Source organism: Achromobacter sp. JD-1, assembly GCF_038594925.1.
Classification (GTDB): Bacteria; Pseudomonadota; Gammaproteobacteria; order Burkholderiales; family Burkholderiaceae_B; genus Achromobacter; species Achromobacter spanius_C.
This window is the reverse complement of record NZ_JBCGCS010000004.1, coordinates 134,141-149,951: the sequence shown is the minus strand read 5'-3', so window position 1 is coordinate 149,951 and position 15,811 is coordinate 134,141. Positions and strand designations below refer to the sequence as shown.

16 protein-coding genes and 1 pseudogene are annotated in these 15,811 nt (G+C 63.3%); 4 read left to right on the top strand and 13 right to left on the bottom strand.

The window, feature by feature from the left end:
* Positions 1-86: 86 nt before the first annotated feature.
* Together WBR68_RS08405 and WBR68_RS08400 are read right to left on the bottom strand one after the other, a co-directional pair.
* The gene (locus tag WBR68_RS08405; protein ID WP_230693918.1) at positions 87-1,592 is read right to left on the bottom strand and encodes a protein adenylyltransferase SelO; all 1,506 of its coding nucleotides are present in this window, start codon (positions 1,590-1,592) and stop codon (positions 87-89) included.
* Entirely contained in the window at positions 1,589-1,960 is a 372-nt protein-coding gene (locus tag WBR68_RS08400; RefSeq protein WP_050446408.1) for a DUF2069 domain-containing protein, read from the bottom strand. The genes WBR68_RS08405 and WBR68_RS08400 overlap by 4 nt, the downstream gene beginning before the upstream one ends.
* Before the next feature lie 17 nt (positions 1,961-1,977).
* On the opposite strand from WBR68_RS08400, the gene WBR68_RS08395 reads away from it, so the two are divergent.
* Positions 1,978-3,291 carry a YihY family inner membrane protein gene (locus WBR68_RS08395; protein WP_050446407.1) on the top strand — a complete coding sequence of 438 codons (1,314 nt, stop codon included), beginning with the start codon at positions 1,978-1,980 and terminating at the stop codon, positions 3,289-3,291.
* A 36-nt stretch (positions 3,292-3,327) separates the two neighbouring features.
* Positions 3,328-3,786 (top strand): CBS domain-containing protein, encoded by a 459-nt coding sequence (locus WBR68_RS08390; protein ID WP_042792875.1) that lies wholly within the window; start codon positions 3,328-3,330, stop codon positions 3,784-3,786.
* A 46-nt stretch (positions 3,787-3,832) separates the two neighbouring features.
* Here WBR68_RS08390 and dusA read toward each other — a convergent pair whose 3' ends face one another.
* A complete protein-coding gene (dusA, locus tag WBR68_RS08385) occupies positions 3,833-4,849 on the bottom strand; it encodes a tRNA dihydrouridine(20/20a) synthase DusA (RefSeq protein ID WP_083447325.1) in 1,017 nt (338 codons plus the stop codon).
* A gap of 184 nt (positions 4,850-5,033) precedes the next feature.
* Here dusA and WBR68_RS08380 point away from each other — a divergent pair, with 184 nt between their 5' ends.
* Positions 5,034-6,002, top strand: a complete 969-nt coding sequence (locus WBR68_RS08380; RefSeq protein WP_050446405.1) for a homoserine kinase — start codon at positions 5,034-5,036, stop codon at positions 6,000-6,002.
* A gap of 65 nt (positions 6,003-6,067) precedes the next feature.
* On the top strand, positions 6,068-6,871 hold the full coding sequence (locus WBR68_RS08375; RefSeq protein ID WP_050446404.1) for a BPSS1780 family membrane protein: 804 nt from the start codon (positions 6,068-6,070) through the stop codon (positions 6,869-6,871).
* A 6-nt stretch (positions 6,872-6,877) separates the two neighbouring features.
* Here WBR68_RS08375 and WBR68_RS08370 read toward each other — a convergent pair.
* The 10 genes and pseudogenes from WBR68_RS08370 to WBR68_RS08325 form a co-directional block, all read right to left on the bottom strand.
* Positions 6,878-7,042 (bottom strand): annotated as a pseudogene (locus WBR68_RS08370) (DUF192 domain-containing protein); the annotation flags it as partial.
* A 65-nt stretch (positions 7,043-7,107) separates the two neighbouring features.
* Positions 7,108-7,977, bottom strand: a complete 870-nt coding sequence (locus WBR68_RS08365; RefSeq protein WP_230693917.1) for a type II secretion system F family protein — start codon at positions 7,975-7,977, stop codon at positions 7,108-7,110.
* 30 nt (positions 7,978-8,007) lie between these two features.
* A complete protein-coding gene (locus WBR68_RS08360; protein WP_230693916.1) occupies positions 8,008-8,853 on the bottom strand; it encodes a type II secretion system F family protein in 846 nt (281 codons plus the stop codon).
* The gene (locus WBR68_RS08355; protein WP_230693915.1) at positions 8,850-10,547 is read right to left on the bottom strand and encodes an ATPase, T2SS/T4P/T4SS family; all 1,698 of its coding nucleotides are present in this window, start codon (positions 10,545-10,547) and stop codon (positions 8,850-8,852) included. Before WBR68_RS08355 ends, WBR68_RS08360 begins: the two co-directional genes overlap by 4 nt.
* Before the next feature lie 4 nt (positions 10,548-10,551).
* On the bottom strand, positions 10,552-11,922 hold the full coding sequence (locus WBR68_RS08350; protein WP_230693914.1) for a type II and III secretion system protein family protein: 1,371 nt from the start codon (positions 11,920-11,922) through the stop codon (positions 10,552-10,554).
* Positions 11,919-12,773, bottom strand: coding sequence for a Flp pilus assembly protein CpaB (gene cpaB, locus WBR68_RS08345; RefSeq protein ID WP_230693913.1), 855 nt, complete (start codon positions 12,771-12,773; stop codon positions 11,919-11,921). Before cpaB ends, WBR68_RS08350 begins: the two co-directional genes overlap by 4 nt.
* Complete coding sequence (locus tag WBR68_RS08340) at positions 12,770-13,492, bottom strand: hypothetical protein (RefSeq protein WP_230693912.1); 723 nt, start codon at positions 13,490-13,492, stop codon at positions 12,770-12,772. The genes cpaB and WBR68_RS08340 overlap by 4 nt, the downstream gene beginning before the upstream one ends.
* The gene (locus WBR68_RS08335; RefSeq protein ID WP_230693911.1) at positions 13,489-14,115 is read right to left on the bottom strand and encodes a pilus assembly protein; all 627 of its coding nucleotides are present in this window, start codon (positions 14,113-14,115) and stop codon (positions 13,489-13,491) included. Before WBR68_RS08335 ends, WBR68_RS08340 begins: the two co-directional genes overlap by 4 nt.
* The gene (locus tag WBR68_RS08330; RefSeq protein WP_050446399.1) at positions 14,112-15,524 is read right to left on the bottom strand and encodes a hypothetical protein; all 1,413 of its coding nucleotides are present in this window, start codon (positions 15,522-15,524) and stop codon (positions 14,112-14,114) included. Before WBR68_RS08330 ends, WBR68_RS08335 begins: the two co-directional genes overlap by 4 nt.
* Positions 15,524-15,790, bottom strand: a complete 267-nt coding sequence (locus WBR68_RS08325) for a hypothetical protein (protein WP_050446398.1) — start codon at positions 15,788-15,790, stop codon at positions 15,524-15,526. The genes WBR68_RS08330 and WBR68_RS08325 overlap by 1 nt, the downstream gene beginning before the upstream one ends.
* Positions 15,791-15,811: the final 21 nt, after the last annotated feature.

Below are 15,811 nucleotides of genomic sequence, written 5' to 3'. Positions count from 1 at the left end.
CGTGATATTTCGCTCTCTATCAGCGCTTTTTCGCGTAAATCACAAGAATTCGGTATGCGTTTTTGTGCGTTTGACGACACTCGCCCTCAAGACGAGCAACTGACTTCCAGGCTTCCCGCCCAATCCGGGGGCAGACTCGCATAGCGTTCGTAGCCGTCCCGGGCTTCATACGGATTGCGCAACAGCATCATCAAGGTATCGATTTCGCTTGCATCGCCTTGCTTGGCCGCACGGATGGCTTCTTCAGCCAAATGATTGCGCAACACATACAGGGGATTGACGCGGTTCATGCCGGCAGCGACTTCCTGCGCGGGCCGCCCATCCTCTGCGTGGCGCGCCAGCAGCCTGTCGAGCCAGGCGGCAGCGGCCGGACGGTCGATGAACAGGTCTTCGAAGCCATTGCGCTGCCCCAAAACCGCGTCCGACAGCCGCCGCCATGACAGGGTGAAATCCGCCTGATTGGCGTCCATCAGCTTGAGCAGGTCGTCCAGCAATGGCTCGTCGGCCGGCCGCCATGCCGCCAAGCCCAGCTTGGCGCCCATGCGGTCGTGGAAGGCGCGGGTGAAAACCGCCTCAAATTCGTCCAGCACGGCACGCAGGCCGTCCACGTCCTGCACCAAGGCATGCAAGCTGCCGCCCAGGCGGTACAGATTCCAGAGCGCCACCGACGGCTGGCGGTTCCAGGAATAGCGCCCTTCCGAATCCGAATGGTTGCACACGTGCCCCAGACGGAAGCCGTCCATGAAACCGTAGGGCCCGTAATCCAGCGTGAGCCCCAGGATGGACATGTTGTCGGTGTTCATGACGCCATGGCAAAAACCTACCGCCTGCCAGTCGGCCATCAGCCGCGCCGTACGATGCGTGACCTCACGCAGCAAGTTGATATAGGGCGCGCCATCACTCTGCGCGTCCTGCGAGCCTTGGGCCTGCCCCACCGACGCCTCGCGGCATTGCGGGTAAAAATGGTCGATCACATAGTCGGCCAGCGTCTTCAACAATTCCGGCTGTCGGCGCGACGACCAGTGTTCAAACGAACCGAATCGAACGAAACTGGGTGACATTCGCGTCACGATGGCGGCGGTTTCCACGGTTTCGCGCATGACGGGGTCATCCGATACCACCAGCGCCAGTGCGCGCGTCGTGGGTATACCCAAACCGTGCATGGCTTCACTGGCCAGGTATTCACGCACGGATGAACGCAACACCGCGCGGCCATCCCCCATGCGCGAGTACGGCGTCATGCCGGCGCCTTTCAACTGCAGCTCCCAGCCTCCGTCCGGCCCCACAACTTCGCCCAACAGATGGGCGCGCCCGTCTCCCAATTGGCCTGCCCACACGCCGAACTGATGCCCGCTATAGACCGCGGCCAAGGTGTCTCCGCCCGGCAGCGGTTGCGCGCCGGAAAACACCCGCAGAAACTCGGGCGTGGTCAACACGGACGGGGCCAGGCCAAGCAGCGCGGCTGCGTCGGCGTTGGCGTGCAACAGTCGGGGGTTGTTCAGGCCTTGCGGCGTCAGGCGGGTATAGAAGGCGGTGGGCAGCGCGGCAAACGTATTGACCGCGCGCAGCTCGGATAGGGAGTGTGCATTCATGCGCGTTGGCTCCTGGCGGCGCGCTTGGCGGGCCGCACATAGAAAATGGCGCTAAGGAAAAAGGTGGACGAAAGAACGATTTCGCCCCAGGCCATCAGCACGGAAAGCGGCATCGGATCGGACATGGCTCGCACCACCCCTTCCATCAGATACAGCAGCGACAGCATGGAGGCCCACTGATAGGTGTAGAGGTTCCCGCGCAGGATGCCGCGCAGCGGAAACGCCAGCGGCAAGGCCTTCAACAGCATCCAGGATCCGCCCGGCCGCAACGGCGCCACCACGGTTTCCCAGGTTACGCACAGGACGATCAGGGCGAACAGCGAAACCGACGCCAGCAGGCGCAAACGGGGGTTGAGTTCAAGATTCATGCTGCTATTATCGCCTGATGAATCGCCCCGCCGAGTCCGTCGCCGCCACGCCGGCGGCTACCAAACCCTCGACCCCGCGCTCTTCATGGGTTGTCAGGGCCGGACGTGTCCTCCGCTTCACCCTGCAACGCGCCGGCGAAGAAAAACTTCTGCAAGTCGCGTCCAGCCTCACCTTCACCACGGTGCTGGCTATCGTGCCCATGCTGGCAGTGGTGCTTTCCCTGTTCACCGCCTTTCCGGTGTTCCAGGAGTTCCGTGTCGCCCTCGAAGACTTCCTGACCAACAGCCTGATGCCGCCGTCCGTCTCGGACAACATCATGGACTACCTGAACCAGTTCGCGCGCCAGGCTTCCCGCCTGACGGCCATTGGCGGCGCGTTCCTGCTGGTGACATCCTTGCTGCTGATCATGACGATCGACCAGGCCTTCAATGACATCTGGCATGTGTCGCGCCAGCGTCCGCTACGGCAGCGCGCGCTGGTGTATTGGGCCGTCATCACCCTGGGGCCGGTTCTGGCGGGCGCCAGCTTGTGGGCCACCTCTTTCGTGGCGCGCGAATCGCTGGGGCTGGTGCGCGACGTCCCGGAAATCGTCAGCATCGCCGTTTCCTTTATGCCGCTGATCCTGACGGGCTTGGGCTTCGCAGCCCTGTTCGTCGTCGTCCCCAATCGCGACGTGCTGTGGCGGGATGCGCTGATTGGCGGGGCCGTGACGGCCATCGTCCTGGAAATCATGAAGTCGGGCTTTGCGTACTACCTGACCCGTTTTCCCACCTACACCATCATTTACGGCGCTTTCGCCACGCTGCCGATCTTTCTATTGTGGATCTACCTGTCGTGGCTGGCTGTGCTGCTGGGCGCCATTCTGGCTTCCAGCGCGCCGTTGATCCGGCTGGGCCGCCGGAAGATCAACCGCTACGCCGGCGCGCAATTCGTGGACGCCCTGGACGCCTTGCGCGCCTTGCGCCGCGTGCAATCGGGCAATCCGCCCGGCTTGCCCGCCAATGTGCTGGCGTCCCAATTGCGCTTGCATCAAGACGAACTGAACGACGTGCTGGAAAAACTGAGCGCGATGGGGCTGGCCACCCGCAGCCCGGAAGACCTCTGGGTGCTGACCTGCGATGCCCGCGAGACATCGATGGCGCCGGTTGTGGACCATTTTCTGCTGGACCGCGACCAGCCCAGGGTGCGGAACGATCCGGACGTCCTGCGAGCCGCCTCGTCCGTGATTTCCCAGGAAAATGCGCCAACGCTGGAAGAACTGTGCGGAGAGGCGCAGAATACCGAAAATGGAATCGCTCCCTTATTACAATTGGAAGCGAACAAGAAATAGCAAAGTATCAGGGCGCAGTCCGCCCAGGAGGAACCGATGTTGAAGGTCAGCGAGATTTTGCGCGTCAAGGGCGATACGCTCTATACGGCGTCGCCGGATATGCCTGTGTCCCAGGCCGTGCAAACCATGAGCGAGCAGGACATAGGCTCGCTTGTCATCATGGAGTTCGGCACCCTGACCGGCATGCTCACGTTCCGCGAGATCATCCGCCATATGCATGCGCACGGCGGCGCCGGCGAAACCACCATCCGCTCGATCATGGATGACGCGCCGGTCAGCGTGTCACCCAACACCAGCGCCGACGAAGTGCAGCGCCTGATGCTGGAAAAGCATGCCCGCTACATTCCGGTTATGGACGGCCCCACCCTGATGGGCGTGATTTCGTTCTATGACATGGCGCAGGCGATCGTGGCGGCTCAGCAATTTGAAAACAACATGCTGAAAGCCTATATCCGCGACTGGCCGACCGAAAGCGCGGAACCCGCCAAGTCCTGAGCATTGCCAGGTTTGCGCGGCCGCATTCGCAGCCGCCAGCCTGCCGTCAGACCCCCGCCGGCGCCGCTTCCAACGTGGCGCCGCGCACATCCGGCGCCTGCCGCTGGCTGCGCCAGGCGTCGTAGATCAAGTCAGGGTTGTTGGCCGCAAGCAGGGCCGGATCCGACAGCATCCGGCGCCAGCGCCGCGCCCCGGACTGCCCATTCACCAGCCCCAGCATCGGCCGCGTCATCACGCGCAAGGGCACGCCCTTTGCTACCTGCCTGGCGACGTATTCGGTCATCGCATCCACCACCTGAGCATCCGTGGGCAGTCGAACCGACGGCCACAATCGCAGTGATACCTCGGACAGCACGCGCGGCGTGTGCCAGGCTGCACGGCCCAGCATCACCCCATCGAACTCGTTGGCGGCCCCAACGGACTGATCCGCATCCGCCAAGCCACCGTTCAACACGAACGTGCAGTCGGGGAAGTCGCGCTTGAGCTGCTTGACCACGTCGTAGCGCAGCGGCGGAATTTCGCGGTTGTCCTTCGGCGACAAGCCCTTCAACACCGCGTTGCGGGCATGCGCAATGAAAACCCGACATCCCGTGTCATAAATCTTGCCGACGAAATCTCGGACGAACTCGTAGGAATTCTCGTAATCCAGGCCCAAGCGATGCTTGACGGTAACGGGGATGTCGACGGCGTCCTGCATGGCTTTCATGCAATCCGCAACCAGGGCAGGCTCGGCCATCAGGCAGGCGCCGAATGCGCCTTTCTGCACGCGTTCAGAGGGACAGCCGCAGTTGAGGTTGATCTCGTCGTAACCCCATTGGCGGCCCAGCTTGGCGGATTGCGCCAATGCGTCAGGCTCGCTGCCGCCAAGTTGCAGCGCAACGGGGTGCTCGGCCTCGTCGAAGTCCAGGTGGCGCGCCACGTTGCCATGCAGCAGCGCGCCCGTCGTGATCATTTCCGTATACAGGCGAGCGCGGGGAGCCAGCAGCCGATGGAAATAGCGGCAATGGCGATCGGTCACGTCAATCATCGGGGCGACGCACAGCCGCCAGTCGGGGGAGTCCAAGAATCACTCTACAAAACAAGGGGATGCGGTATTTTACGGGCTTCGCGACAATATGTCCGGCAGCCTGTCCCCGGCCGGTCTGCCCTTATCCCGAACGGCCCAGGCGCTATGTGGTCTAAAATTGCGCCGCCGCCGCCGCTCCAGGCAAGTCCGCGCGTCCGTTAACTTCTTACCCTGTACATCAATGGCCGTATTCACTCCCGTATCCGACGACGACGCGCGCGCCCTCCTGGCGCGATTCGACCTGGGCGAGTTCGTCTCGCTTCGAGGGATCACGGCGGGTATCGAGAACACTAATTACTTCTTGTATACGACCCGCGGCGAATATGTGCTGACGCTGTTCGAAGTGCTGACGCAGGCGCAACTGCCTTTCTATATTGAACTGATGTACCACCTGGCCGAACGCGGTGTGCCAGTGCCGCAGCCGCAAAACCTGCGCGACGGTACACGACTCACCACGCTGCACGACAAACCCTGCGCCATCGTGTCTCGCTTGCCTGGCGGCTACGAACCCGCCCCCGGCGCAACGCATTGCGCCCTGGCGGGCGCGACGCTGGCCCGCGCTCATCTGGCCGCCCGGGACTTCCCGATTCACCAGCCCAACTTACGTGGCCTGAACTGGTGGCTGGAAACGGCGCCCAAGGTCATGCCGTTCCTTGGCCCCGCTCAGGCCGAACTGTTAAGCACGGAGCTGGCTGCCCAACAAGCCGCGGTGGCCACACCCGCCTGGCAGGCACTGCAAACCGGCCCGGCCCACTGCGACCTCTTCCGCGACAACGTACTGTTTGCCGGCACGTTCGAAAATCCGCTCATGGGCGGCATCATCGACTTCTACTTCGCCGGCTGCGACACCTGGCTATTCGACGTAGCGGTCAGCGTCAACGACTGGTGCATCGAACGCGATACCGGCGAATTCGTCCCCGAACTGGTGCAATCGTGGCTGGCGGCCTACGCTGGCGTGCGCCCCTTCACCGACGCCGAACGCGAAGTCTGGCCCCTGATGCTGCGAGCGGCCGCCCTGCGCTTCTGGATCTCCCGCTTGTATGACTTTTTCCTGCCCCGACCCGCGCAAACGCTGAAACCGCACGACCCACGGCACTTCGAAAGAGTGTTGCAGGCACGCCACCGGTCGCGCTTGCCAATATTGCCGTAACCGCAACGCCCAGCATAATGGGGCTAGCGCGTCCCTTTTGAGAGCCATCCCTCCTGTAAAGAACCATGCAAGCAGCATTCTTACCCGCGACGTCCGGCTGGCAATGGGTTCTAGACGGATCCCGTCTGTTCCGCAAACAACCGCTGGCCATGTTTACCTGGGCAATGTTCATCAGCCTTCTGGCCGTCTTCGCCAGCGCGACCCCTCCCGTGGGCCCGATCCTGGTCGTGGCGCTTATGCCCATCATCACCTTGATGACCTTGTCAGCGTGCAAACACGTCGAGGCCGACCGCGTCATGCTGCCGTCGATGTGGGGCAAACCCCTGAAGCAACCTGGCGTGTTCAGAAAACTGTTCCTGATGGGCCTGTTGTATGCGGGCTTGAGCATGGCGGCCGGCCTGTTGACTTTGATGCCTTTCATTGACTCGATGGTGGAGGCTTTTCGCATTGCGTCCGTCGAGCAGTCCTTGGACCCCGTCTTGATGGCCATGCGGGTTCCACTGACCATCTTTGCCATTATCTATGTCGTGATCGCGGCGCTGTTCTGGCATGCCCCGGCGTTGGTCGCCTGGCATGGCCTGCGCCTGGTGCAGGCCCTGTTTTTCTCGGGCATCGCGTGCTGGCGCAATAAGTGGGCCTTCCTCGTTTACGGTGCGACGTGGGTACTTGTTTTTCTCTTCATTGACCTGTGCGCCGGCTTGCTGGTTTACATGGGCCTGTCCGTGGAATTCGCGGGCACGCTACAAGTCCCGTTCAACATCGCCGCGGGCGGCGCGCTGTATTGCAGCTTCTACCCTGCCTATACCTCCGTGTTCGGCATCAATAACACCAGCACGCATCTCGACAACGGCAACAGCGCCCAGGCATAAGGCGATGCGCCAGGGGGGCAACGCCCTGCGCACCGCCACCACCCGCAGATCCCGCGATACGAACGCCACGTCGATGGCATAGTGCATGCCAAACGTATGCACGCCAGCACAGGGCATGAGCAACAGGCCGGACCTCTTGCCGGGCGGCCGGCGTCCCAGCAGGCCACGCATCCGGCTCGCCCAACCATCCACGCGCAAGAATCGCAGCCGGTCGGGCGGCAAGGGGATACGGCCCGTCATTGCACGCTTTGCAGCATTTGAACGGCGATCGGAAACGCCAGCACAATGAACGTGCACGGAAAAATGCAAGCGATCAAGGGCAGCAGCATTTTCACCGGCGCCTGCGTGGCCAGTTGTTCGGCTTGCAGGTGCCGGTCGCTGCGGCACTGCGCCGCTTGCGCCCGCAGGACCGGCCCCAGACTGATACCCAGCGCTTCGGCTTGTGCCAACGCAGCGGCCCAGGTCCGCGCAATCGGGCTGTTGCTGCGCTCGGCCAGCGCCTTGATGGCGGCCGTCCGCGTCACGCCCGTCCGCATCTCCGCCAAGGCCTCGGCCAACGCATTGCGCAGGATGCCTTGCGGCCCGCTTTGCGCCGCCAACTGCAGCGCCCCCTGCACGCTTAAACCTGCTTCCACGCATAGCGTCATCATGTCGAACACAAAGGGCAGATCGCGTTCGATGCGGCGGCGGCGGGTTTCGCCCAGGCTTCGCAGCCATGCTCGAGGCGCCAGGCCGGCCGCGACGCCCAAAGCCAGCACCCAAGGCATCCCGCCCAAGGGCGCCATGCCGTAGGCCGTCATGGCGCCCGCGGCCAACCCGCCAGCAAGCAGCGCCGCGCTGGCGCTCAGCGCGGCCACGTGCGCATAACCGACGCTGGCCGGTAGCCCCGCCAATTCGATTGCGCGCGCCAGTCGCGAGCGCAAACGCCACGAGCATAGTGGCCCTACCAGCGGCGCCACGACAGAAACCCACGGCCAGGCCACACGCCACCACCACGGCAACCCCGCCGATACCATTGGCTTGCCGGCCAGTAACGGGCGCAGCGCAAACCAGGTCAATCCGCTGACGACCAACGCCGCCATCAACATGCCCAATGTCAGCAACATGGCTTCCCCCTCATTGTCTTTTTTTTGCTGTCAGAGCTCGATACGGATAATCCGCCGGATCAGCAACACACCCGCTGTCTCCAGTACGGCCACAATCGCGAGCACGCCCCATCCCATGGGCGTATGCCACAGCAATCCCATGATTTCAGGTTCAAGCTCATTCAATACCGCAAGCAAAACCAAGGGCAATGCCCCGACTATCCAAGCTTGCAAACGCCCTTGGGAAGTCAGCGCCTGCAACTTCGCCTGCAACTGCAAACGCGCACGCAAGGTTTGCGCGATGCTCTCCAGTGCCTCGGCCAGATTGCCTCCGGTCTGCGCCGCAATGCGCATGGCGGCCACCACCAAAGCGGTGGAGTCGGCAGGCATCCGTGACTGCAAATTCCCTAGCGCCACATCCCAGGGCACTCCCAAACGCTGTTCCCGCAGCATCAAGCCAAATTCCTGGGCCAGCGGCGCAGCGCTCTGCTCAACGACATGGCGCAAACCCGTGGGCAACGCAACGCCCGCGCGCAATGCCGAGGCCAGCATCAGCAATGCCATCGGTAATTGGCCTTCAAAACGGCGTGCCCGTTTGCGCCGCAGCATCTCAACCGTCGTGCGAGGTGCACGCGAGGCCAGCCCGGAAAGCAACGCCGCCAGGATGCCACTGCCGGTCAGCGAGAAAGCCAGTGTCGCCGACAGGGCCGCGCACGCGACTGCCGCCAGCCACAACTGCGCAGGGTCAATGAACAGGAACACCTCGCTAAGCCGGACGCCTGCGTCCTGCGTGTAGAGCTCCCGGTAGCGGCGCAACGCCGGCGCAAGCCATGCCTGGGCATGCAGCACCAACACTGCAGCGCAGCACATTGCACCCGCCGCCGCCAACCAGATCATGGCAGCCCCAGTGCGAACTTGGACAAGGGCGAACCCTTCGGTGCCCAGGCTTCAGTGAACCACGCTGGATCGATCGACACACCATCGTCGGCCCAGCCTTGCGAGAAGCCCGGCAACGCTCCGCACCCCTTGAACCCCGCAGTCCGATCAAATCGGAATAGCTCCAGTAGTTGTATGCGCCCGCTTTCCATACCGGTGACTTCGACAATCGACGTCACGACTCGGCGGCCATCCGCCAAACGGGCCTGTTGCACCACAAGTTCCACGCTGGCGGCGATCTGCTCCCGCACGACGGACAAGGGCAGGTCCAGGCCCGCCATCAGGACCATCGATTCCAGCCTGCCCAAGGCATCACGAGGTGAGTTCGCATGCAAGGTGGTCAACGAGCCCTCGTGGCCCGTATTCATGGCCGTCAACATGTCAAACGCTTCGGCGCCCCGGCACTCTCCTACAACAATTCGGTCTGGCCGCATGCGCAGCGCATTGCGCACAAGTTCGCGTATGGCGATATGCCCCCTGCCCTCCTGATTGGCGGGGCGCGCTTCCAGCGCCACCAGATGATCGTGATTCAGCCGCAACTCGGCGGCGTCCTCAATGGTGACGACCCGCTCGCCATCGGGTATTTCGTTGGACAAGATGTTCAGCAAAGTCGTTTTTCCGGAACCCGTGCCACCGGACACAACCAGGTTCTTGCGCATCCTGACGCATAGCGCCAGGAACTGCGCCATGGCCTCGCTCAAGGATGCCGCCGCGATCAGATCAGACATCTGGGGCCGTCGCTGCGGAAACTTGCGGATGGTCAGGCTGGCCCCCTTCATCGCAACAGGGGGGATGATGGCGTGTACGCGCGATCCATCGGGCAAGCGTGCGTCAACCATGGGCGAGCTTTCGTCGATACGACGGCCAAGCGGCGTGACGATGCGTTCGATCACCCATCGCACCGATTGTTCGCTGGTAAATGCGGCGGGATGCCGCCAAAGCCGCCCCGCGCGTTCAACATAGATCTCGTCGTAGCGGTTGACCATGATTTCGGTGATATCGGGCGCCGCCAACAGGGGCTCCAAAGGCCCCAAGCCCACGGCTTCGTCCAGCACCTCTCTGCACAAGGCCTGCTTGGCCAGATCGTCGGGAAAATCGACGTCGGATGCGACGATATGCGTCAGCAAGCGCTCGGCTTCGGCACGCAATATGCCGTCGCTCATGCCCGCGACGTCGCGCCGACGCAGGTCCAGCGCTTCCAGCAAGGCCGCGTGCAGGCGGCGCCGTGCTTGCACGCGCTGTGGTGCAATGGACGACGGCGGCGTCGAGGCCATCGAGGGCGAAGCCGTCTCGGACGAGGTCACCACCACCGCATCGGAGGGTACGGGCACAGCGTCGAAGGCCTGGGCCGGCGCGGCTTCGTCCGGCTCTACCCATTTCACTCGCAAGCGGCAAGGACCTATCAGAATATCGTCGTCGGGCAGGACCGGCGCATGACGAACCACTCTTGCTCCGTTCACGATGGTGCCCGCCAAGGTGCCCAGATCCTCCAGAACGATATCGTTGTCTTGACGCAGCAAGCGGGCATGCTGCCGACCCACTCGCCAATTGACGATACGCAGGCCGCACTGGGCGCCCCGTCCGATCAGCACCGGCGTCGGCACAAACTGTCGGCGAACGCCCGAATCTTCAAAGGTCATTTCGATGTCGAGCATGGCATCACTCTTGGCGTGGTGTCTGAGGGAGTTCATCGCGCGCAACCCACTGCGAGCCCGCGCCCACATAGGGATCCCAAGCGTCGACGGTGGCGGGAGTTGCGGTGCCCAGGCGCGGCGGCTCTGGAAACGTCGTGCTCAACACATCACGTCCGCGTCGCACCCGATCCTGCATGCCGGGCTCACTTTGCGACACGATCTTGGGTGTCACAAAGATGGCCAGCTCGGTTTCGCGCTGCTGAAACCGACGCGACGAGAACAAGGCCCCAAGGATGGGAATGTTCTGCAACCAGGGCAGGCCATTGACCTCTTGGCTTTGCTCTCGCGACAAGAAGCCCCCGATGACCAGCGTATTGCCCGATCTGACGTTGAACTCGGTGGAAGCCCGCCGCGTGCGCAAAGCCGGCCCACCCGCTACGCTTAGCGACGTATCGACAGAGCTTGCCTCGACTTCGATCAGGGAACGGATCACGCCGTTTCGGTCTATGCGCGGCGTGATGTTGAGTGACACGCCATATGGTTTGAACAAGGTGGTGGGATTGCCACGGGAATCGGTCGATGTGTAGGGCACTTCGCCGCCCGCCAGAAACGTCGCGCTGGCGCCGCTTCGCGCCAGTAGTTGCGGTTGGGCCAGCATGACGGCTTCGCCACTTTGAGCCAACGCGGCGATGCGCGCGGACAGCAAGGCGTTGACCCCGAAATAGCCCGCGACAGCCGAGACCGGTCCGGAGATCTCGATGATGGATTCGCCGGGCCGGCTCATGCGCCCGCGTGAGCCGGCGTCCCAAGCCACGCCAACGTTCGCGCCGCCTTGGCTCACCCCATCCCAGCGCAGGCCAAACTCGCGCATTCGCGACGTGGGAATCTCGACAACCTGTACATCGAGCAGCACCATGCGGTCCCATCCCACTTGCCCCGTGAAATCCAGGATGGCGGGATAACGTTCGGCCAAGGCCGCGATGCGTGCCCGATCGTCATCGGACAAATCGTCTCCTTCGATCACGATCCGCCCTCCGACAATGGTGCTGCGCGCGCCGGGGATGCGGGCAAGCAGCGACTCGACCTCTACCCGCAAACGCGGCGTGCCGGCGGGAACAACGCGCAGCTCATAGGCTTTCGGTTTGCCTCCGGACGCCCAGACGTGCACGGACGACACCCCTTCAGCGCGCGCAAAGATCACGACATCCCGACCCTCGGCCGCAACAGCGCTCAATACCTGCCCGTTTCCGATAGCTACTCTTTTCACGCCGGGATGCGGCAGCACCCGGGTTTCACCCACCTGCAACTCCAGCGCCTGCGGCTCTTGCGCGACGCTGGCGCTCACGGACGTCAAGAAAAGAGTGATTGCGCCCAGGATGAATACGATGTGTCTCATGGCCGCTCCGATGCGATACCCGCCATTGCGGCCGAGTCAGAAGGAACAGGCGATTGAGCCTGCATGCGGTCCCCGTACAAGATCGCAACACCCGGCGCAGGCTCGGGTTCGGGCACCAATCCAATGAGCGAAGCCAAATCTGTCTGGGCAGACCCAGCGACAGCCGCCTCATCGTCACGATGACGCAGCATGGCCGTCAGCGATCCAGCCTGCCTGGCGGCAACGAACTTCATGGCTTGGTCCGGATCGGCGGCAAGCGTAATGCTGCCGACGCCGCTTGCACCACCCTCATCGTCGGCCCCGCCCCCCACCGTCAGTACGCGCATGCCTTGCAGCAAAGGCACGGTGAGCTCCTTTTGACGATGGGGAAAGGTCACGTAAATGTCGATCGAATCGCCGGCATGCAGCATCTCGGCCAAGCCGCCAAGGTCAGCCGCGGCGACAGTCAGCGCCCGCTGGCCCGAACGCAATCGGGATGCCAGGGCGGGGGCCGGCATGGCGAATGTCAGATGAGACTTCAGCAGGGGTTCGCCGTGGGCGACATCTGCCATCAGGGTACCGCCAAGCAAATTGCTCAATGCCAGGGGTTCCAGGCTGGCGGAAGAGGCCCACTGCACCGGAATTTCGCGAATAGCCACGTCAGCCTCTTCCAGCCGCGTTCCCGCCACCAGGTCATAGGCGGCAACCAGACGCTCGACCACGGGTGTGCGGGCTTCGGCTTCCAGTGCCGCTACCCGTTGCTGCACATGCTCGCGCACGGCCCAGGCCGATAACAGCCCGGCCATCAACGCCAGCCCGTACACGCCTGCGCGGCGCAACCGGGAAACGCCACGTATCAATGCGGCCTTCATGGCGCCCACCTTCTAATCCGCAGGCCGCTGCCGGCATCCAACGGCACCAACGACACCTGCATGCGCTGGTCTGCGCGTGTCCATGATTGCAAAGCACCGTCGTCCGCTTCAAGGTGCCACCCGTCACGCAACAAGGCCGCTTCCAACAATGGTGCTATCCGAGAAGGCGGCAAAGAATGCTGCCAAACGCGCTCCCACACTTTGACCCCCGCCTCCATCACGGCAAAATCAAGACGCAACCTTGCGCCCTCTGGCAGCCAGGCGGGCACGACGGGGTTTGAGGGAGCCGTCACCCGCAGCGAAGAAACCATGCCGACCGTCCGGCTCGGACCCGCACTTTGCATTTGCGCCACCCATTGCCGGTCATCGATCCAACCAGACAGGATGAGATGGCCTGGCAACACATTCAAATCGGACAAGCCGGGCTGCTGATCCACCAACACACGGACCACTGCACGGGCATCCACGGGTGCGTCAAACACCAGCACTTGGGCTGGATGGCCATGAAGCCACATGCGGTCGGCCAACATCGCGCGAGTGGACCCTTCCGGCAAGCGCAACTGGATCAAGGATGCCGCGGCAGTCGTTGCGGACAGGGACGGCTGCGCAATGCAGGACCCGGCCAAACTCGCGAACCACATCATCGCCATCAAGGGACGAATCAGGTTGACGGCGGCAGGCCTTGTCCAGCGAATCGGAATCATTGAGCGCGCATTCATGGCTTTCGTCCTTCACGTGTTCCCAACCGCTCAGGCGGCACCACATCTGCCCATGCCGACAGCCAATCGGTCTGTAGCGCCGCCCGCCCCCAGGGGCTTTCCATGCGCCGTGTGGCAGCCCCTACTCGTCGGGCCTGCGCAAGCGATGCCCGTTCAACCTGACGCCATGCCGTCGGTGCATTGCCAATACGACGATGCGTGTCGACGTCTCCATGTGCATGGCCGGCGCCGATTGCCACATGCGCATGGCGTGCGATGAAAGGCGTTCGCCCCTCTTTCAAGGGCCGCGAGCGCACATACACCGACAGCAAGTTCAAGCCTGCGCCGAACCATTCGCGCTGTAGTACAGAGAGGTTCGGCGGCACGATGCCGGGCAACTCACGGACCCGCTGGCGCAGCCCGACGGCCGCCATTGATTGCGGCGGCTCCACGGCCTGCCCCATCGCGCCTGACATCACCGTCTTGCGGCTGGCCTGCAGCAACTGTTGCGCCGAGAACTGCAGCCCGCCGACCCAAGACACCGCCCAAACCAGCGCCGCCATCAGCGGCAGCATCAGCAGGGCCTCGACGATCGCCTGCCCTCGTTGCCGCGCGGGACGGGGATACCCATATCTCTGCATCATGGCGTCCTCCGGGCAAGCAAGGTCTCCGCGCGCGTAACCGCCGATAGACGTGCCTGCCAATAAGGTCGAAACAAGGTGGCCAATTCTTCACGGCGATCCGCCCGTTGCTCGGGCCGCGAGAAATACGTTTCAGCCGCGCTGGTCACGGTGATCCCGCCGGACTGCCCCAGCGCGGCATAACGAAAAATTCCGGTCGGCGACGCCAACGCGCTGCCCGCGTCGGTCGTCTTCAGTACCGAACCAGACCAACGCACGCGCACGGCAAAACGTAGCGGCTCGCCCGTGCGCGACGCCTTGACTTCGCGGTAAGGAGGCAAGCCTTTGCCTGGCCAGCGCTGTGCGGACGCCATCGCATAGGAGTTCGCCATGGGATTGGTCACGCCGCTGAAAATGTCCCATGCCGTGGACTGCTCCACCCAACGCCAAAAATCGTCTTGGGAAAAGTCCGCGGGCGGCTCATCCACGTAGTCCAGACCCACTGGCGTCTTGGACTTCTGGCCTTGCGCCGTACCCCAGGCCATTGAGTATTCGCGGAAATAGCAGCCGATCCATCGATTGGATCGCAGCGCATGAAACGACTGCGTGTCCAAGGCGCCCCAACGCCCATCGGGCCCCAACCATGTCGAACCACGGCGGCGCAATTCATGCCGCTTCAAGGGGCAGCGTTTGCTGACGGGCCAGGAATTGCGGCGCGTGGCATTGCGCTTTTGCAGGTAGGCATAGCGGTCGACAGCCTGCTCCACAGCTGGCCGCAGCCCCGCTTTGCGCGTACCGACGTTACGCTGGGCGAACCCGGGCCACGCATCCGACAGCAAATGCAACGTAAGCCCCGGCGCACGGGGCAACTTGCCCGAATCCTGATCCGAGTCAGTCATGTTGGCTTCCAGGACCTTGCGCATGATGCGCTCGCGCGAAGCCGACAGCCCGGTCATGGCCGAAGCCGCCGCGGCTTCCAACACCCGATGCACAACGTAGTCATGTTGTGCGAACGCATTGGCCAAGCGGGACTCAGCATCGGGCACTACCTGCCCTGCCCGATAAGCAAGCCCCATATCCGGGCCAAACAGCATGGCGATCAGGCCGGCAGGCGGGTTGCCGCGGGTACGTTGAGCGTGCATGGTACGGCCGTACTGGGCGGCGGCGGCCAAGGTGACCAAGTGCGCCATGGCGACCTGGTGCGCAATCTGCGTACGGTTCAAATAAGCAAGGGCATTGAGCGTGCGCGCTTGCTCAAGCGCGCCGCTATAGGCCGCCGCGTCCGCCGCATGGGTCAAGCGCATGCGGCCTTCAGCAGTTTGACCCAGGTTGTAGAGCACAACCAGGGATGCCGCCGCGACCGACACGATCATCATGCCCAGCACCAACGCCTGGCCCTGCTGAACGCCGGAAGACACCCGCATCCGCGTCATCACTTCGCATCCGAGGCATTGCCGGTAAAGGACTTGAGAGACCGTGCCTTGGCCTGAGCCGCGGCCTTCTGAGCCGCCTGCTGTGCCGCGCGCGTCTGTGTGCCGCCGTCTTCCCCTGCAAGCTCTCGCGCCATGGCGGCGGTTTGGGAACGAACCACCTGACCGAAGTACTGATAGACGGCAATAGCAGCCACCGCCACCAGCGCCACGACGACTATGTATTCCGTCATCCCTTGGCCCACCTGCCGTTTTCGACTGCTCCACATCTCTGCTCTCCGCTGCGTTGA